At 74.6% G+C, this 21,574-nt stretch carries 19 protein-coding genes; 10 read left to right on the top strand and 9 right to left on the bottom strand.

What is annotated here, in order from left to right:
- Positions 1-145 precede the first annotated feature (145 nt).
- From ACFYNS_RS03415 to ACFYNS_RS03405, 3 genes are all read left to right on the top strand, one after another.
- On the top strand, positions 146-349 hold the full coding sequence (locus ACFYNS_RS03415; protein ID WP_074998500.1) for a hypothetical protein: 204 nt from the start codon (positions 146-148) through the stop codon (positions 347-349).
- Between the two features lie 213 nt (positions 350-562).
- Positions 563-1,951, top strand: coding sequence for a radical SAM protein (locus ACFYNS_RS03410; protein ID WP_388600865.1), 1,389 nt, complete (start codon positions 563-565; stop codon positions 1,949-1,951).
- 129 nt (positions 1,952-2,080) lie between these two features.
- The gene (locus tag ACFYNS_RS03405; RefSeq protein ID WP_360296947.1) at positions 2,081-2,692 is read left to right on the top strand and encodes a dihydrofolate reductase family protein; all 612 of its coding nucleotides are present in this window, start codon (positions 2,081-2,083) and stop codon (positions 2,690-2,692) included.
- A 50-nt stretch (positions 2,693-2,742) separates the two neighbouring features.
- Here the strand turns inward: ACFYNS_RS03405 and ACFYNS_RS03400 are convergent, their stop codons facing one another.
- Positions 2,743-3,252: a DinB family protein gene (locus ACFYNS_RS03400; RefSeq protein WP_360296945.1), complete on the bottom strand. Its 510-nt coding sequence runs from the start codon at positions 3,250-3,252 to the stop codon at positions 2,743-2,745.
- Between the two features lie 398 nt (positions 3,253-3,650).
- Here ACFYNS_RS03400 and ACFYNS_RS03395 point away from each other — a divergent pair, with 398 nt between their 5' ends.
- The 3 genes from ACFYNS_RS03395 to eda all read left to right on the top strand — a co-directional run bounded on the left by ACFYNS_RS03395 (position 3,651) and on the right by eda (position 6,952).
- Complete coding sequence (locus tag ACFYNS_RS03395) at positions 3,651-5,336, top strand: FAD-binding oxidoreductase (RefSeq protein ID WP_388600478.1); 1,686 nt, start codon at positions 3,651-3,653, stop codon at positions 5,334-5,336.
- A 121-nt stretch (positions 5,337-5,457) separates the two neighbouring features.
- On the top strand, positions 5,458-6,246 hold the full coding sequence (gene yaaA, locus ACFYNS_RS03390) for a peroxide stress protein YaaA (RefSeq protein ID WP_360296940.1): 789 nt from the start codon (positions 5,458-5,460) through the stop codon (positions 6,244-6,246).
- Positions 6,247-6,319: 73 nt separating this feature from the next.
- Positions 6,320-6,952, top strand: a complete 633-nt coding sequence (gene eda / locus ACFYNS_RS03385; protein ID WP_360296937.1) for a bifunctional 4-hydroxy-2-oxoglutarate aldolase/2-dehydro-3-deoxy-phosphogluconate aldolase — start codon at positions 6,320-6,322, stop codon at positions 6,950-6,952.
- A gap of 194 nt (positions 6,953-7,146) precedes the next feature.
- On the opposite strand, the gene ACFYNS_RS03380 is transcribed toward eda, so the two are convergent.
- The gene (locus tag ACFYNS_RS03380) at positions 7,147-8,754 is read right to left on the bottom strand and encodes a TlrC/CarA/OleB/SrmB family ABC-F type ribosomal protection protein (RefSeq protein WP_388600474.1); all 1,608 of its coding nucleotides are present in this window, start codon (positions 8,752-8,754) and stop codon (positions 7,147-7,149) included.
- A 282-nt stretch (positions 8,755-9,036) separates the two neighbouring features.
- Here ACFYNS_RS03380 and ACFYNS_RS03375 point away from each other — a divergent pair, with 282 nt between their 5' ends.
- Positions 9,037-9,588 carry a hypothetical protein gene (locus tag ACFYNS_RS03375; RefSeq protein WP_360296931.1) on the top strand — a complete coding sequence of 184 codons (552 nt, stop codon included), beginning with the start codon at positions 9,037-9,039 and terminating at the stop codon, positions 9,586-9,588.
- A gap of 51 nt (positions 9,589-9,639) precedes the next feature.
- On the opposite strand, the gene ACFYNS_RS03370 is transcribed toward ACFYNS_RS03375, so the two are convergent.
- The 3 genes from ACFYNS_RS03370 to ACFYNS_RS03360 are packed head-to-tail and all read right to left on the bottom strand — an operon-like array spanning position 9,640 to position 12,576.
- Positions 9,640-10,881 carry a bifunctional RNase H/acid phosphatase gene (locus ACFYNS_RS03370; RefSeq protein ID WP_388600472.1) on the bottom strand — a complete coding sequence of 414 codons (1,242 nt, stop codon included), beginning with the start codon at positions 10,879-10,881 and terminating at the stop codon, positions 9,640-9,642.
- 25 nt (positions 10,882-10,906) lie between these two features.
- The gene (locus tag ACFYNS_RS03365) at positions 10,907-11,650 is read right to left on the bottom strand and encodes a C4-type zinc ribbon domain-containing protein (protein ID WP_360302105.1); all 744 of its coding nucleotides are present in this window, start codon (positions 11,648-11,650) and stop codon (positions 10,907-10,909) included.
- Positions 11,647-12,576 (bottom strand): Nif3-like dinuclear metal center hexameric protein, encoded by a 930-nt coding sequence (locus ACFYNS_RS03360; protein ID WP_388600470.1) that lies wholly within the window; start codon positions 12,574-12,576, stop codon positions 11,647-11,649. Before ACFYNS_RS03360 ends, ACFYNS_RS03365 begins: the two co-directional genes overlap by 4 nt.
- A 213-nt stretch (positions 12,577-12,789) precedes the next feature.
- Here ACFYNS_RS03360 and ACFYNS_RS03355 point away from each other — a divergent pair, with 213 nt between their 5' ends.
- Positions 12,790-14,136, top strand: coding sequence for a hypothetical protein (locus ACFYNS_RS03355; protein WP_388600467.1), 1,347 nt, complete (start codon positions 12,790-12,792; stop codon positions 14,134-14,136).
- Between the two features lie 354 nt (positions 14,137-14,490).
- On the opposite strand, the gene ACFYNS_RS03350 is transcribed toward ACFYNS_RS03355, so the two are convergent.
- The 3 genes from ACFYNS_RS03350 to ACFYNS_RS03340 form a co-directional block, all read right to left on the bottom strand.
- Positions 14,491-15,492, bottom strand: coding sequence for a 3-oxoacyl-ACP reductase (locus tag ACFYNS_RS03350; protein WP_388600465.1), 1,002 nt, complete (start codon positions 15,490-15,492; stop codon positions 14,491-14,493).
- Between the two features lie 103 nt (positions 15,493-15,595).
- Positions 15,596-16,681, bottom strand: a complete 1,086-nt coding sequence (locus ACFYNS_RS03345) for a Zn-dependent alcohol dehydrogenase (RefSeq protein ID WP_360302096.1) — start codon at positions 16,679-16,681, stop codon at positions 15,596-15,598.
- 70 nt (positions 16,682-16,751) lie between these two features.
- Positions 16,752-17,609 (bottom strand): MaoC/PaaZ C-terminal domain-containing protein, encoded by an 858-nt coding sequence (locus ACFYNS_RS03340; RefSeq protein ID WP_360302099.1) that lies wholly within the window; start codon positions 17,607-17,609, stop codon positions 16,752-16,754.
- 398 nt (positions 17,610-18,007) lie between these two features.
- On the opposite strand from ACFYNS_RS03340, the gene ACFYNS_RS03335 reads away from it, so the two are divergent.
- Both ACFYNS_RS03335 and ACFYNS_RS03330 read left to right on the top strand, forming a co-directional pair.
- A complete protein-coding gene (locus ACFYNS_RS03335; protein WP_388600460.1) occupies positions 18,008-19,303 on the top strand; it encodes a histidine kinase in 1,296 nt (431 codons plus the stop codon).
- The gene (locus ACFYNS_RS03330) at positions 19,300-19,905 is read left to right on the top strand and encodes a response regulator (RefSeq protein ID WP_388600458.1); all 606 of its coding nucleotides are present in this window, start codon (positions 19,300-19,302) and stop codon (positions 19,903-19,905) included. The genes ACFYNS_RS03335 and ACFYNS_RS03330 overlap by 4 nt, the downstream gene beginning before the upstream one ends.
- A 129-nt stretch (positions 19,906-20,034) precedes the next feature.
- Here ACFYNS_RS03330 and ACFYNS_RS03325 read toward each other — a convergent pair whose 3' ends face one another.
- Positions 20,035-21,522: an MFS transporter gene (locus ACFYNS_RS03325; protein ID WP_388600456.1), complete on the bottom strand. Its 1,488-nt coding sequence runs from the start codon at positions 21,520-21,522 to the stop codon at positions 20,035-20,037.
- Between the last annotated feature and the right edge of the window lie 52 nt (positions 21,523-21,574).

Here is a 21,574-nt window from a genome sequence, read left to right as displayed (position 1 = left end):
CTCTCTCCCGAGGACGCGTGCGGCCGCCGCGTCCCGTCCGCGCTCCCCCGGGTCCTGGACCGCTGCCCCCGGTCCTGGACGGCTGCCACGGGTGCGGGCCGCTGCCACGGGTGCGGGCCGTTGGCCAAAGTTGCACTCTGGAGCTATGACCCCTCCGATCGTCGTCCACCCTCCGTCGCAGACCGGTGGACGGAAAGTGACCGCACACACCGAGAGCCTCGGCTTCGCGCACCGGCCCGAGGACGTCGTCGAGTTCCTGCGCCGCGCCGGTCTCGACCCCGCCGAGATCCAACTCGACGACCCCAACCTGATCGAGTGGCGCGGCGGCGGCCCCGACGTATGGCGGTGACCCTCCGCCGCAAGAACCGGGCGAGCCTGCGCGGAACGGGCCCGCGAGCCCCCGCGGCAAGATCCGGTGAACCCGCCGGACGCGGGGCCGGGCGTACGGAACAAGAGGCAGGTGTGCGGCCGATTCGGGCACCGGAGTACCGTCGGGTACGCCCACGGGCCGCGAAGTGAGGAGCTTGATCACACCATGCCGCCAACGCCGACTCCCCTGCCGATGCCGTCGCACGTGCCGTCCGGGCGGGGCAAGCAGGGCCAGCAGGTCCCACAGGAGCAAGGCAACCGCACCGCTCTGGTCGAGGACCTCATGGAGCGCTTTCCGCATATTCCGCGGGAGGCCGTGCTGAAGGAGGACCTGCTCCGCGGCGGGATGGCCTTCGACGACTCGGCGCTCAGCGACACCGCCGACAAGGCGACGGGCGAGATCAAGCCGAAGTCGTACTTCATCTTCTCCTTCGACCACCGCACCCTGCCCGAGCTGGGCGAGGCCGCGCTGCGGCGGCCGCCGGAGGAGGTCGTGCTGACCGGCGGTCCGTACGACCTGAGCCGCACCGTCGTCTCCGTACGGGTGAACCCGAGCTCGCCCTACCGGGTGCGAGCCGGTGAGGACGGCGCACTCGGCCTCTACCTGGACGGGCGGCGGATCGCGGATGTCGGCCTGCCGCCGATGCCGGACTACTACCGGCACACGCTCGCCAACGGAAAGTCCGTGATGGAGGTGGCGCCCACCATCCAGTGGGGCTACCTGATCTATCTGACGGTCTTCCGGGTGTGCCAGTACTTCGGCGCCAAGGAGGAGTGCCAGTACTGCGACATCAACCACAACTGGCGCCAGCACAAGGCCGCCGGGCGCCCGTACACGGGGGTCAAGCCGGTCGAGGAGGTGCTGGAGGCGCTGCAGATCATCTCGGACCACGACACGCTCGGCGCCTCGCACGCCTACACGCTCACCGGCGGCTCCATCACCTCGCAGGTGCAGGGCAAGGACGAGGCGGACTTCTACGGGCAGTACGCGCAGGCCATCGAGGAGCGCTTCCCGGGCCGCTGGACGGGCAAGGTCGTGGCCCAGGCGCTGCCCAAGGACGACGTCAAGCGGTTCCACGACCACGGCATCCGCATCTACCACCCCAACTTCGAGGTGTGGGACAAGCGGCTGTTCGAGCTGTACTGCCCCGGTAAGGAGCGCTACGTCGGCCGCGAGGAGTGGCACCGCCGCGTGCTCGACTCGGCGGACGTCTTCGGAGCACGGAACGTGATCCCGAACTTCGTCGCCGGCGTGGAGATGGCCGCGCCGTACGGCTTCGACACGGTGGACGAGGCCATCGCCTCCACCACCGAGGGCCTGGACTTCTTCATGTCCCACGGCATCACCCCGCGCTTCACCACCTGGTGCCCGGAGCCGACGACCCCGCTGGGCAAGTCGAACCCGCAGGGCGCCCCGCTGGAGTACCACATCCGGCTGCTGGACGCCTACCGCTCGGCGATGCAGCGGCACGGGCTCTCCTCGCCTCCCGGTTACGGTCCGGCGGGCGCGGGCCGCGCGGTCTTCTCCGTCAGCTCGTTCATGGACACCCTGCCGGCCGAGGAGGGCGCGCCGGTCGTGTGAGGCAGGCCGCCCGTCACCGATGATTTCCGCCGAGGGCCCCGGTCTCTCCTGCAGCGGGAGAGACCGGGGCCCTCGGCACGCGGGGACCGGAGGCGCCGGGGCACGCGGGAGAACACGGAGGCGAGGACCATGGCCAAGCTGACACTGACCACGATGCTGTCGCTCGACGGTGTGATGCAGGGGCCCGGCGGTCCCGGGGAGGACCCGCGCGACGGGTTCGACCTCGGCGGCTGGGTGGTGCCCTACGCGGACGAGGGGATGAGCGAGGTCATCGGCGACTGGTTCGCCCGTGCGGGTGCCTTCCTGCTGGGGCGGCGCACCTACGAGATCTTCGCGGCGTACTGGCCGCAGGTCGGCGACGAGGAGGACCCGGTGATCGCGCGTCGGCTGAACTCCCTGCCCAAGTACGTCGCCTCGACCACGCTGCGGAACGCCGCGTGGCAGGGCACCACGGTGCTCGGGGGCGACGTGGTGGAGGCCGTGCGGGAGCTGAAGCAGCAGCCGGGCGGCGATCTGCAGATCCACGGCAGCGGCGTGCTGGCCCGGTCGCTGATGGCGCACGGCCTGATCGACGAGTACCGGCTGCTGGTCTTCCCGGTGGTGCTGGGCAGGGGCCATCGGCTCTTCGCGGAGGGCGGCGTGCCCGCGGCGCTCGCGCTGGAGACCGCCGAAGCGCTGCCTTCGGGCGTCACGATGCAGACCTACACCCCGGCGGGACGGCCGGCGTTCGGATCGTTCTGAGCGCCGCCGGCCGGCCGCCCCTCGTTCGGCGGGGCGGGTCCGGCCCCGGTTCAGCGGCCGGTGGCGCCGTCGGTCTGCTCGCGGAGGATGTCGGCGTGCCCCGCGTGCCGGGCCGTCTCCTCGATCATGTGCACGAGGATCCAGCGCAGCGTCGGCGGCGGGGTCTCGCGCAGGGAGCGCGCCCCGGGCCGGTCGAGGTCGTCGCAGTCGGCGACGATCGCGTCCGACGCGTTGATCGCCTCCTGGTACGCGGCGATCAGCGACTCGCCGGTCTCGCCCGCCTCGGGGGGCGCGTCGTCGTCGAGGAGTTCGCCCTGCCCGGCGTAGGCATGGCCGAACCAGTTGCGCTCCACCAAGGTCAGATGCCGCACCAGGCCCAGCAGGCTGGTCCCGGAGGGGACGCCCGGGGCGAGGCCGACCTCGTCGGTGAGTCCGGCGGCCTTGGCGATCACCGCCTCGCGCAGATACCGCAGGAACGCCAGCAGGGTTTCCTTCTCGCCACCCGCCACGGCAGGGGGCCTTACATCGCCACGCGCGGAAAAGCCGGTCACATCAGTCATGCCGCCGACTGTAACCAGAATTGGCTGGCGGGGGTGCGGTGGTACTGGTTGGCTTCCAGGGTGACCGCCACCCGCACTCCGCCGCCGTACGGCGCGGCCGGTCGTCACCGGTGGCCCTGCTCACCCGCCCGCGGGGCGGGACGCACCGCCGCACGGTCCGCTGCCGGCCCGCGCCGCCGGTCCGCACTCCGGTTACCGGAAGGAACCACGTCACCCGACGATCCGTCCCCTCCCACGGCGGAGTGGATCTTCGTCGAGGAGCGGCGGGACGAGCGGAGCAAGGGGCGGCGCACATGCCGGGAACGGCGGCGGGGGCGGGGCGCGGACTGCCGCGGGACCGGGACGACGAAGCGGCGCGGAGCGCGGCGGGGAGCGCGACAGCGGCCAGGGGGACGCGGATGACGGAGTGCGAAACGGGCCCGGGGAACGGGACGGACACAGCGGACGCGGGGAACGCAGGGAACGCGGGGAACACTGAGGATTCGGGGGACGCGGGGAGGACCGCGGACACGGCCGGTGGGACGAGCACGGCGAGCCCCGCGAGCCCGCCGAGCCCCGCGAGCCCGCCGAGCCCCGCGAGCCCGCCGAGCCCCGCGAGCCCGCCGAGCCCCGCGAGCACGGCGAACGCCGGGACCGCCGCGGACACCACGAGCGCGGCGTGGAGGGCGCTCGGCAGCGGGCTGGACGGAACGTTGCTGCGCCCCGGCGACCGGGACTTCACCGCGGCGCGCAAGCTGTTCAACCCGCGGTTCGACGCGGTGCGCCCGGCCGCGGTGGCGTACTGCGCGGGGCCCGGCGACATCGCCGAATGCCTGGCGTTCGCACGGCGCAACCGGATACCGGTGTCGATACGCAGCGGGGGCCACTCGTCAGCGGGCTGGTCCAGCGGCAACGGCCGGCTGGTCATCGACGTGCAGCGGCTCGCCGGGGTGCGCGCCTCCGGGCGCCGGGCCACGGTGGGCGCCGGGGCCAAGCTGATCGACGTCCACGCCGGCCTCGCGGCGCACAAGCGGACGATACCGGCCGGGTCAGGGCCGACCGTGGGGATCGCGGGGCAGGCGCTGGGCGGCGGGATCGGCGCCGTCGCCCGCGTCTACGGACTGACCTGCGACAGCCTCACCGGGGCCAGCATCGTCACGGCCGACGGCACGCTGCGCGAGGTGTCCGCGGACGGCGGGGCAGGCGAAGCCGAGCTGTTCTGGGCGCTGCGCGGCGCGGGGAACGGCAACTTCGGCGTCGTCACCTCGCTGGACTTCCGCACCCATGTGGCGCCCGCCTGCCAGACGTTCTTCCTCTCCTGGCCCTGGTCGCGGGCGGCGGCCGTGGTGCGCGAGTGGCAGCGGTGGGCGCCGGTGGCGCCTGAGGAGATCTGGTCGCATCTGCGGCTGTCGGCACCGGCGGGCGGGCGGCCGGGCAGTGTGCGGCTGGGCGGGCTGTCGCTGGGGGCGCGCCGCGAGGTGGAGACGCAACTGGACCGGCTGGCGGGCCGGATCGGCACGACCGCCGACCTGTCGCTGCGCAGGCACGGCTACCTGGACGCGCTGAAGGTGCTGGGCGGCGTCTCGGGCTGGACGCTCGCCCAGGCGCACCAGCGCGGCACCCTGCCCGGCCGCACCAAGCGGGGCAGGGTGGCCCGCGAGTCGTACGCCGCCCGCTCCGACTTCTACACCCGCCCGCTGCCGCACGCCGGGATACGGGCGCTGCTCGACCGGGTGGAGCGGGTGGCCGAACTGCGCGACGGCGGCGCCGGAAGCGTCGTCCTCGACGCGCTGGGCGGAGCCGTCAACCGGCCCCGCCCGGACGCGACGGCGTTCGTGCACCGGAGTGCCCGCTTCCTGGCGCAGTACGCCGTCGCCTGGCCGGACGCCTCCGGCGCCGAGACGGTGGCCGGACACCGCGGCTGGCTGGACGCCACGCACGCTGCGATGCGGCCGTGGGCCAGCGGGTTCGCCTACCAGAACTGCCCCGACCCGGCGCTGCGCGACTGGCGGCGGGCCTACTACGGTGCCAACGCCGAGCGGCTGGCCAAGGTCAAGGCCGTGTACGACCCGGACCGGGTCTTCTCGTTCCCGCACGCCGTGTGAGTGCCCCGCGGCGGTGTTCCGCCTCCGGGCCCGTACGCTGGGGTCCCCTCCGGCGGCCGGAGGGGATCGCACCACCGGCGCCGCAGGCGGGCGCCGTACCGAGGAACCGAGGAGAAGTGCCGTGCTCGTGCTGCTGCCGCCGTCCGAGGGGAAGGCCGAGGGCTCGCGGGGGCGCCCGCTGGACCTGGACTCGCTCTCCCTTCCGGGGCTGAACCCGGCGCGGGAGACGGTACTGGAGGAGCTGATGGCGCTCTGCCGGGCCGACGAGGAGAAGGCGCGCGGCGTGCTGGGGATCGGCGAGGGGCTGCGCGGCGAGGTCGCCAAGAACGCCCGGCTGCGGACCGCGCCGACCCGTCCCGCCGGGGAGATCTACACCGGCGTGCTCTACGACGCGCTGGGACTGGCCACCCTCAGTCCGGCGGCCAAGCGGCGGGCCGCGCGCTCGCTGCTGGTCTTCTCCGCGCTGTGGGGGGCCGTCGGGGTCACCGACCGGATCCCCTCCTACCGGCTGTCCGCGGGTGTGAAGCTGCCGGGCACGGGTGCGCTGGGCGCCTTCTGGCGCGGCCCGGCGGAGTCGGTGCTGCCCGAGGCGGCGGGCGGCGGGCTGGTGCTGGATCTGCGCTCGTCGGCGTACGCGAGCATGTGGAAGCCCAAGGGTGAATTGGCGCGCCGCACGGCGACCGTGCGGGTCCTGCAGTCCCGGCTGGTGGACGGGGTGGAGAAGCGGTCGGTGGTCAGCCACTTCAACAAGGCGACCAAGGGCCGCATCGTGCGGGCGCTGCTGGAGTCCGGCGCGGCGCCGAAGACCCCCGCGGCGCTGGCCGGGACGCTGCGCGAGCTGGGCTACGCCGTGGAGGGCGACGAGGATCCGGACGCCCGGGCGCTGGATGTGGTCGTCACCGAGCTCTGACCCCCGGATCAGCCTGGTTGCACATGCCGCAACGTCCGTTGCGAAGCATGCTGCTCACGGGCACGATACGGGCATGACTTCCGCGCCTTCCGTGCTCGACCTCGCCCCCGTCCTCCCGGTCGTCGTGCTGGAGGACGCTGCGGACGCCGTCCCGCTGGCCCGGGCGCTGGTGGCCGGCGGCCTGCCCGCGATCGAGGTGACGCTGCGGACCGGCGCGGCACCGGAGGCGATCCGCGCCGTCGCGGACGCCGTCCCCGAGGCCGTCGTCGGCGCGGGCACGGTGCTGGGTCCGCGGGACGTGGAGACGGCGGTGGCGGCGGGCGCGCGCTTCCTCGTCAGCCCCGGCTGGACCGACACACTGCTGGAGGCCATGCGGGCTTCCGGAGTGCCCTTCCTGCCCGGCGTCTCGACCGCCTCCGAGGTGATGGCCCTGCTGGAGCGCGACGTGACGGAGATGAAGTTCTTCCCCGCGCGCGCGGCAGGCGGCACCGGCTATCTGAAGTCCCTGGCCTCCCCGCTGCCGCAGGCCCGCTTCTGCCCTACCGGCGGCATCACCGCCGCCGACGCGGCCGACTATCTGGCGCTGCCCAACGTCGGCTGCGTCGGCGGCACCTGGATGCTGCCCGCCGACGCGCTCGCGGCCAGGGACTGGGAGTCGGTCCGGGCGCTGGCCGCCGAGGCGGCGGCGGTACGGCCGGGCCGGTAGACGGACGTTCCCCACGCGCACGGACGCCGAGGCGCTGATGGCGGAGGGGCTGGTCGAGGGCCGGGACGTTCCCCGGGCCGACGGGCGCCGACCGGACACGTCCGCCGCCTGCGCCGGGGCCGCCCGTCACCGCATGACCGCCGTCTGCGCCACGGCGTACACACGCGCCCCGTCCCGGCACCCCGACCGTCGTCTCACACCGCGACCACACCCCCGTCCAGCGCGAGCCGACTCCCCTCGAACCGCCCGCGCAGCGCCCGGTCGTGCGTCACCAGGACCACAGCGCCCGGGTATCCGGCCAGGGCCTCCTCCAACTCCTCCACCAGGGCGGGGGATATGTGGTTGGTCGGCTCGTCCAGGAGGAGCAGGTCCGCGGGGTCCGCGACCAGGCGGGCCAGGTCGATGCGCCGACGTTGGCCGTAGGAGAGGCCGCCGACGCGCAGGCCCAGTTCCGCCGGGCGGAAGAGGCCGAGGGAGAGCAGCGCGTCGGCGTGCTCGTCGGCGGATCCGGGACGGCCCAGCGCGAAGGCCTCCGCCACCGTCAGGCCGGGCGGCCACGGCGTCTCGTCCTGGCGCAGGTGGCCGACCCTGCCCGGCACGCGTACCGCGCCCTCGTCCGGCCGCAGTTCACCGGCCAGCAGCCGGAGCAGGGTGGTCTTGCCCGCGCCGTTCGGTCCGGTGACCAGCAGCCGGTCGGTGGGGCCCAGGGTGAGGGAGTCCAGGCGGAGACGGTCTCCCACCCGTACTCCGGTGAGTTCGGCGGCTTCGCCGGACCCGGCCGCCGCGGTACGGATACGGGCCGTGAAGGACAGCGGGTCGGGCGGCGGCGCCACCGGATCGGCCCGGAGGCGGTCGACGCGCTCGCGGGCGTTGCGGATACGCGCCATCGCGCCGTGTGCGCGGCCGCGGGCCCGGAAGCCGCCGTGGCCGAAGTTGGCCAGCGGCAGCTTGCGCGGAACGCCGTCGAGGCGGGCGGCGTTGCCGGTGGCCAGCTGCTCGTTGCGGGCCAGCTCCGCGCGCCACTCCTCGTACTCCTGCAGCCGTCGGCGGCGGTCGGCGGCCTTGGCGGCCCGGTAGCCGGGGTAGCCGTCGCCGTAGCGGGTGATCCTTCCACCGTCGGCCTCCAGGATCGTCGTGGTCAGGCGCTGGAGGAAGACCCGGTCGTGCGTGACCGCGAGCACCGTCCCGCGGTGTGCCCGCAGTTGCTCCTCCAGCCAGGCGACGGCCCCGTCGTCCAGGTCGTTCGTCGGCTCGTCCAGCAGGAGCAGCTCCGGGCGGCCCGCCAGCACCGCGGCCAGGCACAGCCGGGAGCGCTCGCCGCCGGAGAGCGTGCCGATGCGGCGCTCGCGGGGCAGCCCGGGCAGGCCGAGGTGATGCAGGGCGGTCTCCACCCGGTGGTCGGCCGCGTAGCCGTCCCGGGCCTCGTAGCGCTCGACGAGAGCGGCGTACGCGTCGGGGCTGCCGCCGTCGCCGAGTGCCCGCTCGGCCCGGCGCAGCTCGGCCTCCAGCGCGCGCAGGTCCGCCATCGACAGGTCGATGGCCTCCTGGACCGTGGCGGTCGGCGGGAGCGGTAGGGTCTGCGGCAGATAGCCGACGCCGCCCGCGGCGGTCACGGTCAACTCGCCGTGATCCGGGTGCTCCCGGCCCGCGAGGAGTTTGAGGAGCGTGGACTTGCCGGAGCCGTTGTCGCCGATGAGTCCGGCCTTCTCCCCCGGCTTGAGCGTGCAGGAGACCTGGTCGAGGACGGTGCGGCCGGAGTAGCGCTTGGTGACGCCGCGAAGGGTGAGTTGTGAGGTGCGCATGGGTCGGTCCCTCCTGGCCCGGGACGGGCCGGAACGAGGTGAATGACTGCACGGCGGAGCGCGGCGACGGCGGAGCGGTGCTCTACGCGGTCGGCGCCATCGGTCTCACAGGGAACCCATGGGCACGAAGGTACGGCACGTCCGGGGCCTTGACAAGACGATACGTCTCGCCTCACCCAGGTGTTTCTCCCGAGCCCCCGGCGGGCGGGGGTCCGGAGACCGGCGGACGTCGCAGCCGACCTCCCGGCACGGGGCCGCCGCGGGCGCCGGTAGGTTGCCCGCATGACGACTGACAGCGTGCCCGGCGGCGACGGGACGACATGCCCCGGCTGCGGCAGCGGCGACACCCGGCCCGTGTCCGAGGCGCGCACCGGCAAGGGCGCGCTCCGCAAGGAGTTGGGCACCCGGCTGGCCAAAGGACCGGAGAAGACCGGCGACGGCTGCATGCACTTCCTGGAGGGCATGGTGCTCACCGGGATGGGCGTGGCGCTCGCCTGGACGGGCATGGACCAGGACAAACCGCTCCACCTCGGCGGCGGCATCCTGCTGGCCGTCGTGTGCTTCGTCGGCACCGTCGTCGTGGTGCGCGGGGACCGGCAGGAACAGGACGCGGAGTCGGCCGGAGCGGCGCGGGCCGACGCGCTCTGGGCGCCCGCCCGCTACTGCTACGGCTGTGAAGCCGTCTTCTGCCCCGGCGGGGAACCCTGGCCCGGTGTGCTGACACCGGAGGAGTTCCGCACCCACGTGTGGACGGAGGCCGGCTACGCGGACCAACTGCCCCAGCACGCACCCCGCGGCGGGACGCGCGGGGGCCGGCACCGGGGCACCGGCTAGGCACACCGCACGGGCACCCCGTTCTGCCCCGTTACGCCCCGCCGTGCCCCGCTACGGGTGCAGGTGCCCCGTATCGTTCAGCAGTCGCAACGAGGCGTTGCCGTCGGCGTAGTAGGCGACGGCGGAGAGGGAAGCGGCCGACAGCTCCATCCGGAACAGCGCTTCGGCCGGGGCGCCCAGCGCGAGCCGGGCCAGTGTCTTGACCGGGGTCACATGGGTGACGAGCAGCACGGTGCGACCGGCGTAGCGGGCCAGCAGCCTGTCCCGGGCCACCGCGACCCGCCGGGCGACCTCCTCGAAGGACTCGCCGCCTCCGGTGGGGCGGGCCCCGGCGGAGGCGAGCCAGGCGTCCAGGTCCTCGGGGTGGCGCTCGCGCACCTCGGCGAAGGTGAGGCCCTCCCAGGCGCCGAAGTCGGTCTCGCGCAGCCCCTCGTCGGTGCGCACGCCCAGCCCGAGGCGGTCCGCGACAGCGGCCGCCGTCTCCTGGCAGCGGCGCAGCGGCGAGGCGACCACGGCCTGGACGGTGCCGCGCGCGGCGAGCGCCTCGGCGGCCGCGGCGGCCTGCTGACGGCCGACCGCGGAGAGTTCGGGGTCGGAGCCCCCGCTGCCGGAGAACCGCTTCTCGGGCGTGAGCGGCGTCTCCCCGTGCCGCAGCAGCACGAAGGTGGTGGGGGCGCCCAGGTCGGGCCCCCAGCCCGGGCGGGCGGCGGGAGCGGCGGTTCCCGCCGTGCCGGGCCGGTCGTCCGCCGCGGAGGAGGGCACGGTCGCCGCGCTGCCCGTGCTCCCGCCGGAGCCGGACCCGCTCCGGTCCGCGCCGGGCCCGGTGTCGAGCTCCGCGCGGGACGCGTCCGGCTCCCAGCGCGCGCCGCGCTTCCCGGCGTCCATCGCCTCGTTGGCGAGCCGGTCCGCGTGCTTGTTCTTCTCGCGCGGGATCCACTCGTAGCTGACCGCGTCCGGCGGGAAGACCGCGGCGGCCTCCGCCGCGAGGGGCCGCATGTCCGGGTGCTTGATCTTCCAGCGGCCCGACATCTGCTCGACGACGAGCTTGGAGTCCATCCGCACCAGCACCGCGGCGTCGGCGTCGAGTTCGTGCGCGGCGCGCAGCCCGGCGACCAGGCCCCGGTACTCGGCGACGTTGTTGGTGGCCCGGCCGATGAACTCGGCGGTCTCGCGGAGGGTCCCGCCCGAGGCGGCGTCCTTGACCACGGCGCCGTATCCGGCCGGGCCGGGGTTGCCGCGCGAGCCGCCGTCGGCCTCGACGAGGAAGGTGCGGCGCGCCTGGCCCCCGCTCATCGCACGCCTCCGCCGACCGCCGGGCTCACAGCCCCGACTCCGGGGTGCGCACCAGGATGCGGCGGCAGTTCTCGCAGCGCACGACCGCGTCGGCGGGCGCCTCGCGCACCTCGTTCAGCTCGGTGATGTTCAGCTCCAGCCGGCAGCCCTCGCAGCGGCGCTGGTAGAGCTTGGCGGCGCCGACCCCGCCCTCGCGCTCCCGGATCTTGTCGTAGAGCTTGAGCAGTTCGCCGGGGACGGCGCCGGCGACCGTCTCGCGCTCCTTGCGGACCCGCGTCAGCTCGGCGTCGATCTCCTCCAGCGCGGCGTCCCGGCGCGCGGTGGCGTCCTGGACCTTGGCGCCGACGGACTCGACCCGCTCGCCCAGTTCGGCGGAGCGCTCGGCGGCGGACTCGCGGCGCTCCATGACCTCCAGGACGACGTCCTCCAGGTCGCTCTGGCGCTTGGCGAGCGAGGCGATCTCGCTCTGCAGGTTGGCCAGGTCCTTGGGGTTGGTCACCGCGCCCGAGTCGAGGCGCTGCTGGTCGCGGACCGCGCGCTGGCGGACCTGGTCGACGTCCTGCTCCGCCTTGGTCTGCTCGCGGGTGGTGTCGCTCTCCTCGGTCTGCGCGGCCACGAGCAGGTCGCGCAGCTGGGCGAGGTCGGCGTCCAGCCGCTGGATCTCCTCGTGCTCGGGCAGGGTCTTGCGCTTGTGCGCGAGCTGCGTCAGGCGCGTATCGAGTGCCTGGACGTCGAGCAGGCGGATCTGATCGGCGGGCGCGGCGTTCAGTTGGGGGCTCCCGGAGTGAGGTCGTGGTCGGTCGATGCGGTCTGCTGGCCCGTGGCCGGGCGGGAGAGCGGTGACTCCTGCGGCAGCGAGGGCGCGTGCGCGGTCCACGGGTCGGTGACGGTACGCGAGACCTCGGTGCGCAGGTCCCAGCCCTCCCGCTCGGCGACGGCGTCGAGCTGCGCGGCCGCCTGCTCGCACCAGGGCCACTCGGTGGCGAAGTGCGCGGCGTCCAGCAGGGCGAGCGGGGAGTGCTCCCGCGCCTCGGAGGCAGGGTGGTGGCGCAGGTCGGCGGTGAGATAGGCGTCGACGCCCGCGGCGCGCACCGTCTCGAAGAGGCTGTCGCCGGAGCCGCCGCACACGGCGATCGTCGCCACCGGCATGGCGGGGTCGCCCGCGGCCCGGAGGCCCTGCGCGGTGACGGGCAGCGCGGCGGCGGCCCGCTCCAGGACGTCGCCGAGCGGCAGCGGGCGCTCCAGCTCGCAGATCCGGCCCAGCCCGCGCCGGCCCGCGGGGTCGGTGGGGTCGGGCACCAGCGGCCGCAACACGCGCAGCCCGAGCGCCCCGGCGAGCGCGTCGGAGACGCCGGGGTCGGCGGTGTCGGCGTTGGTGTGCGCGACGTGCAGGGCCACGCCGTTGCGGATCAGGGTGTGCACGACGCGGCCCTTGAAGGTGTCGGCCGCGACGGTGGTGGTGCCCCGCAGATAGAGCGGATGGTGGGTGACCAGCAGCTCGGCACCCTTGGCGACGGCCTCGTCGGCGATCTGCTGCACAGGGTCGACGGCGAACAGGACCCGGCTGACACGTGCTTGCGGGTCGGAGACGTCGCCGCAGACGGTGCCGACGGCGTCCCACTGCTCGGCGCGGTCGCGCGGCCACAGGGTGTCGAGCGCGGCGATGACTTCGGAGAGTGTGGGCTGTGCTGGCACGGGGGCAAGGCTACCTGTCCGCGGCAGCGGCGCTCCCAGCCCGGTGGGCACACGTGCGGGCGCCCGGCACCGGCCGCGGAGCGGGCGGCTCGACGCTGCCGGACCCCCCGCGGACGAACACGAATTCGGTCACTCGTACGCGTGAAGCGGTTCATCTCCCGCTGTCCGCGCACGAATACGGGGCCTAGCTTCGTGACCGGAGGTGACCGCAACATGACGGTGAGTGCCGCCAGGGTCATGAACGAGAGCTTCACGGTCGCGGCGGACGGCTCCTACGCCGCCCGGCTCACCGCGCACGCCGGGACGGAGCTCTGGTATCCGGAGCGCTGGACTCTCGACGGACCGGAGCCGTACGCGGTGCCGCTCCCCGTGGCGCAGCCGGAGGACGCGGACAGCGGCGTACTGCCGCTGTCGGACGGGCGGGTGCTGATCGCCCGCCGGACGCAGGGACGTTACTCCCTGGCGCTGCTCTACCCCTCGGGCCAGGAGACCGGCGAGCGACGGCTGGGCACCGTGGAGACGGACGCGCTGCGGCTGCTGCCCCCGGCGCCGTGCGGGACGCGCGCCTATGCGCTGGCCCGGGAGCCGGACGGCCGCACCACCGGTGTGTGGCTGGTGACCGACGGCTCGTCCCGGCCGCCCGCGCGGCTCGCCCGGCTGCGCGGCCACTGGTCGGGAGGCGCGTGGCTGGATCGGGAGGGCCGGATGCTCGCGCTCGACACCGCCGGGCCGGACGGCGGCGGCCCCACCAGGACCCTCGCGGTGGACCTCGGTGCGGACGGCGAGGCCTCCCCGCTGCTGGAGATCGCCGAGGGGAGCGACGACCGGCTGCTGCTCGCCGACCCGGACAGCGGCCTGCTGCTCGTCCGCTCGGATGCCCCCGGCGAGCCGCGGCTGGGCTGGGGGGTGCTGGGCAGCCACCGCCCGGTCCGGTTCCCCGAGGCGCTGCACCCCAGAGGCACCCGGCTGACGCCGATCGCCGTCCAGCCGGGGCAGCCGCTGCTGCCCGAGCGGTGCGCCGTGGCGCTGCGCGTGGACGGGCCGCAGGGCACCTGGCTCGCCGTGTGGCGGCCCGGCCTGCGCGAAGTGCGGCACCTCGCGAGCCCGGCAGGCTGGTTGGCGGGGCACGGCCTGTGGACGGCCGACGGCGAACTGCGCGTCCCCTGCTCGACGGTGCACAACCCGTGCGGACTGGCCCGGATGCGGGCCCCGCTGCCCGAACCGGAGGCACCCCAGGCCACTCCCGAGCCCGTGCCCGCACCGGCGGCTCCACCGGCCCCGACGGACCCGCGCGCGGTGCGGGTGCCCGCCGCACCAGACGCAGAGCCGCCGCGCGCCGCGCCGCGCCCGCCCGAGCGACCGGAGCCCACGGCTCCGCCCGCCGGGGACGTCACGGCTCTACAACATCACGATCACGGAGGGCCACCCTCCGGACTGCTGGGTTCGCTGGTGGGCAAAAGGGTTTCCGCAGGCAGTACGGCGCCGTTCGGGGCCCTGGGGGACGCGGCGCGGAAACCGGTCCCGCTCCAGCAGGCCCCACTGCCCAGCGGAACGGCGTGACCAGCGGATGAAACGCTCTGAAGGACGTCGCCCCGGCTCGATAAACTCCGCCGGGTACGACGGCAGAGCAAGAGATTGACGGAGTGACATCACGATGTCGGACACCCAGACCGAGACGCCCAGCACCACGCAGACGGCCGGCGAGGGGACTCACCGGGGGAAGCACAGGGGGGAAGCCGCCGCACGGGAGGAGCAGACCGTACCGGCGCAGGGCCGGCACCGTCGGCCCGAGCCCGCGCAGTAGCCGACGGCAGGCCGTCGGCCGGCGCCGCACAGGCGCAACGGCACACAGCGGGGCCCCGGCCACCTTCCGACCGGTGGAGGCCGGGGCCCCGCCGGGTGCGCAGCCCGTGTTCAGCCCTTCCGCAGGCTCAGCACCTCGACCGCGGCGAAGGTCTCCTGCGGGTAGCGCTCGGCGAAGTACGGGGTCAGCAGCCCGTCCAGCTCCCCGACGGTGAACAGCTCCGCGGCGGTCTCGAACGTGGCCGCCACCCGGGGCCGTTCCAGCAGTGCCACCATGCCGCCGTGCACCACCAGCACCTGCCCGGTGATCCGGGCCGCCGCGGGCGAGGCCAGATACCCCACCAGGGGTGAGACATGTTCCGGCGCCAGCGGGTCGGGACCCCGGTCCGGCACCTCGAAGCCCGCGAAGGCGTCCTCGGTCATCCGGGTGCGGGCGCGGGGGCAGATGGCGTTCGCCGTCACCCCGTACTTCGCCAGTGCGGCCGCCGAGGAGGTGGTCAGTCCGACGATCCCGCCCTTGGCGGCCGCGTAGTTGGGCTGGCCGGGCGAGCCCACCAGGAACGCCTCGGACGAGGTGTTGACGATCCGTCCGTAGACGGCACCGCCCGTCGCCTTGGCCGCGGCACGCCAATGCGCGGCCGCGAAGTGGGTGGTGTTGAAGTGGCCCTTGAGGTGGACACGGATCACCGCGTCCCACTCCTCCTCGCTCATCGAGAAGACCATCCGGTCCCGCAGAAACCCGGCGTTGTTGACCAGGATCTCCAGCGGACCGAAGGTGTCCACGGCCAGCCGGACCAGTTCGCGGGCCTGCGCGAAGTCGGCCACGTCGCCGTGGTGGGCGATCGCCTCGCCGCCGGCGGCCCGGATCTCGGCGGCGACCGCCTCGGCGGGCGGCTCCGGGGCCGCACCGTCCGCCGACGCCGGCTCCGCCGCCTCGGAAGCGGGCCCCGGACCGGCCGCGGCAGCCAGGTCGTTGACGACGACCCGGGCGCCCAGCCGCCCCAGTTCCAGCGCCTCGGCGCGCCCCAACCCGCGCCCCGCACCGGTGACGACGGCGGTCCTGCCCCGCAGGCACTCCTGCAAAGAATCCTGCGCACTGCCCTGTACGGACATACGGTCCCCTCCATGGCTCGGCTCACGGTGGCGGAAGCTCCGGCGCAGCCCCCCGCCCCGAACGGCCCGCCCGAAGGCGGGTCACGCTCCAGGAAGCCCCTCCCTAGAGGGAGATGCTGGTGCGAAGTGCCTCTCCGGTACGCATCTGGTCGATGGCCTCGTTGATCTCCTCCAACCGCACCCGGTGAGTGATCATCCCGTCCAGATCGATCCGGCCCGCCCGCCACAGCGCCACCACGCGGTCGTAGGAGCGCAGCACGTCACCGCCGCCGTAGAGGGAGGGCAGGATGCGCTTCTCGTCGAAGAACAGCTCGAACATGCTGAACCGGAGCTCGTCGTCCGCGGCGCCCGCGCCCACCACGCACAGGGTGCCGCCGCGCCGGGTGGCGTCGTAGGCGGTGCGGGCCGTCGCCGACCTGCCCACCACCTCGAAGACGTGGTCGAACCCCTCGTCGCCGGTCACCCGGCGCTTGGCGTCGGCGAGGCCGTCGGGCGCCACCGCCTCCGTCGCCCCGAAGCGCAGCGCGGCCTCGCGGCGCCCGGCCACCGGGTCGACGGCGACGATCTGCGCGGCACCACAGGCCCGTGCCCCCTGCAGGACGCTGATGCCGACCCCGCCGCAGCCGACGACGGCCACCGAGGAACCGGCCTCCACCCGTGCGGTGTTGAAGACCGCACCCAGGCCCGTGGTGACGCCGCAGCCGATGAGCGCGGCGATCTCGAAGGGCACGTCGTCCGGGACGGGCACCGCGCAGGGCGCGTCGAGGACGACCTCCTCGGCGAAGGTGCCGGTACCGGCGAAGCCGAACACCTCTGCGCCTCCGGCCCCGGCGCGGCGGAAGTTGGGGGTGCCCGCGTTCATGAACCCGGCCAGGCACAGGTGGCGCTGGCCGCGGCGGCAGGCAGGGCAGTCGCCGCAGGCGGGCAGCCAGCAGACCACGACCCGGTCGCCCGGCGCGACCCGCGTCACCCCCTCCCCCACCTCGAGCACTTCGCCCGCCCCCTCGTGTCCGGGCACGAACGGGGCGGGCTGCGGCAGCACCCCGCTCATCGCCGACAGATCGGAGTGGCACAGCCCCGTCGCCCTGATCCGGACCCGCACCTTGCCGGGGCCGAATCCGGCCGGTTCGATGTCGTCCAGCACATCGAGTCTGTCCTGCCCGGTCTCGCCCAGTACTGCTGCGCGCATGTCGGCTCCCTCCGGAGGCGCTGATCGGGGTGTGCGGATCGGATGCGGATCGGATGCGGTCGGATGCGGGTCAGGTGTGGGTGAGCACGGCGTCGCCCAGCACCGGCGCATCGTCCCGCTCGGCGGCGGTCGCCGTCAGCTGGAGGCGCCCCTCCGTCAGGCGCCAGGCGCGGATCCGCAGGGTCTCCCCGGGGTGGACGACTCCGGAGAACCGCACCCCGTACGAGGCCACCCGGGTCACGTCGCCGTCCAGCACCCCGTCCACGACGGCCTTGAGCGCCATCCCGTACGAGCACAGCCCGTGCAGGATGGGACGGTCGAACCCGGCGAGGCGGGCGAACTCGGGGTCGGCGTGCAGCGGGTTCCAGTCGCCGGAGAGGCGGTAGAGCAGCGCCTGCTCCTCACGGACCGGGCGCTCGACGGCGAAGTCGGGTTCCCGCTCCGGGACGTCCAGACGGCCGGAGGGCCCGCGCTCGCCGCCGAAGCCGCCTTCGCCGCGTACGAAGATCTGGGCCTCGGTGGTCCACAGCGGCCCCTCCGCGTCGGCGACGTCCGTGACCAGCACCAGGACCGCGGCCTTGCCCTTGTCGTAGACGTCGGCCACCCGTGCGGTGGAGGTGGCCCGGCCGTCCACCGGGATCGGGCGGTGCAGGGTGACGGACTGGGTGCCGTGCAGCACCGCGGCCAGGTCCACGTCGATACCGGGCGCCGAGAGCCCGCCGACCACGCCCATGCCCCCTCCCGCGACGGTGGCGAACGACGGCAGGACGTGCAGCCGGCTCTCCAGCGTGTAGCGCAGCTCGGCCGGGTCGGTGGCGGGCGATCCCGCGCCGAGACCGAGGTGGTAGAGCTGGATGTCCTTGTGCCCCCAGGCGATCTCGGTGCTGCGGGGCTCGGCCGCCAGGGCTTTGGCTACGTCGATGGGCATCGGGTGCTGGGCTCCTTGCTCCTCGGGGTCCTCTGGGTTCTGGGTTCTGGGTTCCCTGGGGCCTCTGGGGCCTCTGGGGCCTCTGGGGCCTCGGAATTCTGCGGGGTTCCTCTCGGGTACGGGCGTCGGTCACCCCCGGTGAACGCACCCGCACACAGGCGGAACACAGGTGGAACACGTTCTAACCGATCGACCCCTGTATAACGCAGCCTTCCGGGCAAGGGAAGAGCTGATGTCACGTCAGATGACGGGGGCCGGGGCCGGACCGGACCTGTGACCGGAAGGAACCCCGGCGCGGCCCGGGCAGGCCGGGGCACCACGCCGGTGACATTTGTCCCGACCGGCCTCCCACATTTGCATCTGCCCAGCTCACGACCGTGCGTCGTACCGTCGACGACATGACCGCAGCCATGAGTGTGACAGGGACGGATCCCGGGCCGGCCGCAGTCGAGCGGCCCGGTGACAGGAACGCAGCACGGCGCAGCCGGTGGGCCGCCAAGGGCAGCGGCCCGGGCAGATACGCCTTCCTGCCCTGGCTCCTGATGGGACTGGGCGCGTTCTCGCACGTCATCGAGGGCCGCTCCGGCAATCCATGGCTCGGCGGAGCGGCGCTGCTCGCCTTCAACTCGCTCTACGTCTTCGTGGTCTTCGCCGCGTTCGCCCCCCGCCGCCGCGCAGGGCACGCGCCCCTGTACGGGCTCGCCGGGCTGACGGCCGTCACCTTCGCGACAGCCCTGGGGTACGGCGGCTCCTGGATGATGTTCTTCCCGCTGCTCTCGCTCGCCGCGGGAACGGTGCGCCGGCTGCGGGGCAGGCCGCTGACGCTGGGAGTGCTGGCGCTGAGCTGTGTCGCCGGAGCCCTCACCTACTGGGACCACGGACACGGCGACCTCGCGCACGCGGTGTCCATCGGCTACGGCACCTTCCTCTCCGGGCTGGTCACCGCGGCCGTGCTGAGCCTCTTCGACACGGTGCGACAGCTGGAGACCACCCGCCAGGAACTGGCGCGCAGCGCGGTCGAGCAGGAGCGGCTGCGCTTCTCCCGGGATCTGCACGACCTGCTCGGGCACACCCTGTCGGTGATCGTGGTGAAGGCCGAGGCGGTGCGGCGCCTCGCGGAGCGCGACGCGCAGGCGGCCCTGGCCCAGGCCGCCGACATCGAAGCCGTCGGCAGGCAGGCACTCACCGAGATCCGGGAGGCGGTCAGCGGCTACCGGGACGGCAGCCTCAGCACCGAGCTGGAACGTGCGGACTCGGTGCTGGAGGCGGCGGGGATCGAGCCCGTCGTACGGCGGTCGGGTCCGCCACTGCCGCCGCAGACCGAGGCCCTGCTGGGCTGGGTGGTGCGGGAGAGCGTCACCAACACGGTGCGGCACAGCCGCGCGGCGCGGTGCGAGATCGAGGTGCGCGCGGCGGCCGGGCGGGTACGGCTGACGGTCACCGACGACGGGCGCGGCCCCGCGGACACCGCTGCGGGAGCAGCCGGCGCGGCGCGGCGCGGCACCGGGCTGAAGGGGCTGGCCGAACGGCTGGCAGCGGCCGGCGGGACGCTGGACAGCGGCGCCGACGGACGGCACGGCTTCCGGGTCGTGGCCGAACTGCCGCAGGATGCGGAGGAGGCCGCGGGGACCGGCGACAGCGGACACCGGGCGGACCGTGCGGCGGCCCCGGGCGAGGAGGGAACGGCACAGTGATCGGAGTGCTGCTCGCGGAGGACCAGGGCATGATGCGCGGCGCGCTCGCCCTGCTGCTCGGCCTGGAGGAGGACATGGAGGTCGTCGCGCAGGTCGCCTCCGGCGACGACATCGTGCCCACCGCGCTGGACGCGGAGCCGGACGTGGCGCTGCTCGACATCGAACTGCCCGGCCGCAGCGGGCTGGACGCGGCGGCGGAACTGCACGAGCGGCTGCCCTCCTGCGCGGTGCTGATCCTGACGACGTTCGGCCGGCCCGGCTATCTGCGCCGCGCCATGGAGGCCGGTGCCCGGGGCTTCCTCGTCAAGGACGGGCCCGTGGAGGAGCTGGCCGGGGCGATCCGCCGGGCGCTGGCGGGCGAACGCGTCATCGACCCGTCGCTCGCGGCGGCGGCGCTGAGCGCGGGGCCCAATCCGCTCACCCAGCGGGAGCGGGAGGTGCTGTCGGCCGCCGCCGACGGCTCGACCGTCGCCGACATCGCCGAGCGGCTGCACCTGTCGGGGGCGACCGTACGCAACTACCTGTCCGCCGCCATCGGCAAGACCGCCACCCGCAACCGGGCGGAGGCGCTCGGTGCGGCCCGCCGCAACGGCTGGCTCTGAGCGCCGCCGCCGGCTCCGAGCACGGCGGCGGGCGCCGCCTGTGACGGGCGATCGCCGCGCGTCCGGCGGGCGCCGGGCCGGAGCCGCAGCGCTTCGGCCGCCGCTCACCGCCGTCGGCCGCAGCGCGGGCTACGGCGCCTCGGCGGACGCCGGGTCGGCCGCCGGATCGGCCGCCGGGGAGGTCCGGTCGCGCACCGTGCGGGGCAGCGCGACGAGCATGAACAGCACGCACGCGCCCAGCAGTACGGCGCCCGCCCGGAAGGCGCTGCCGTATCCGGCGGCGAGCGACGCGGGGTCGTGCCGCCCGTCGGTGCGGGCCGCGGCGACGGTGGAGAGCACCGCCAGGCCGAGCGCGCCGCCCATCGTGCGGCCGGTGCCGAACAGCCCGGAGAGCAGGCCCGCCTCGCCGGGGTCGTCGGTCGCGGTGGCGATGGTCGCCAGGGGCGTGGCGGCCAGCCCGGCGCCGAGTGCCATCAGCACACCGGGTGCCAGGATCGTCGTCGCGTAGGCCCCGTCCGCGTCCATGGTGCTCTGCCACAGGTAGCCCGCGCCCGCCATGGCGGCACCCGCGACGGCCAGCAGCCGGTCCCCCGTCCGCGCCATCAGGAACGGGGCGATCTTGGAGCCGAGGACGATCGTCATCGAGTGCGGGATCAGCGCCAGGCCCGCCTGCAGCGGCGTGTAGTCCAGCACGTTCTGGGTGTAGAGGGAGAGGAAGTACCACATGGCGAACATCGCGAGGCCGTTGATGAAGATGGCGGCGTTCGCGGCGGACACGGCCCGGCTGCGGAACAGCCGCAGCGGCACCAGCGGTTCCGGGGAGCGGGCCTCGACGGCGACGAACAGCGCGAGCAGCACCAGTCCGCCGACCAGCGGCCCCAGCGAACCGGCCGCCGCCCAGCCCGCGCTGTCCGTGCGCACGATGCCGTAGGCCACCGCGCCCAGCCCCAGCGTCACCAGCAGCGCGCCGGGCACGTCCAGGCGCCGCACCGAGTCCTCCCGGCTCTCGGTCAGCCACCAGGCAGCCGCCGCCAGTACCAGCACGCCGACCGGGACGTTGATCAGCAGTACCCAGCGCCAGGACAGCGCATCGGTGAGCACCCCGCCCACCAGGCCGCCCGCCGCGCCGCCGCCCGCGCCGACCGCCGACCAGGTGGCGACCGCCTTGGTGCGGGCCGGGCCCTCCGGTACGGACGTGGTCAGCAGCGTGAGGGTGGCGGGTGCCAGGATCGCGGCGCCCGTGCCCTGGATGCCGCGGGCCGCCAGCAGCTGCCAGGGCTCCTGGGCCAGGCCGCCCGCCAGGCTCGCGGCGGTGAACAGCGCCAGTCCGGCCAGGAAGACCCGCTTGCGGCCGAAGAGGTCGGCAGCCCGTCCGCCGAGCAGCATCAGGCCGGAGAAGGTGAGGGTGTAGGCGTTGACCACCCACTGCAGCCCGGTCTCCGAGAGGGCGAGGGTGGCCCGCATGGAGGGCAGGGCGACGTTGACGACGGAGACGTCGAGCACGACGAGGAACTGGCCGGCGCAGGCGGCCAGCACGACCGCCCACAGGCGGGGCGCCTTGGCGGCTGCGGAGCCGGATATGGAGCGGGAGCTCGTCGGCGGTGCGGTCTGCGGCATGCGCGTAGTGTGACAGCTGCCGCCCGGCCCCTCGCGCTCGTTTTCCGGGCGG

Source organism: Streptomyces sp. NPDC006925 (assembly GCF_042869575.1).
GTDB lineage: Bacteria > Actinomycetota > Actinomycetes > Streptomycetales > Streptomycetaceae > Streptomyces.
Note: the sequence above shows the minus strand (reverse complement) of the source record. Positions and strands in the feature narration are given on the sequence as shown.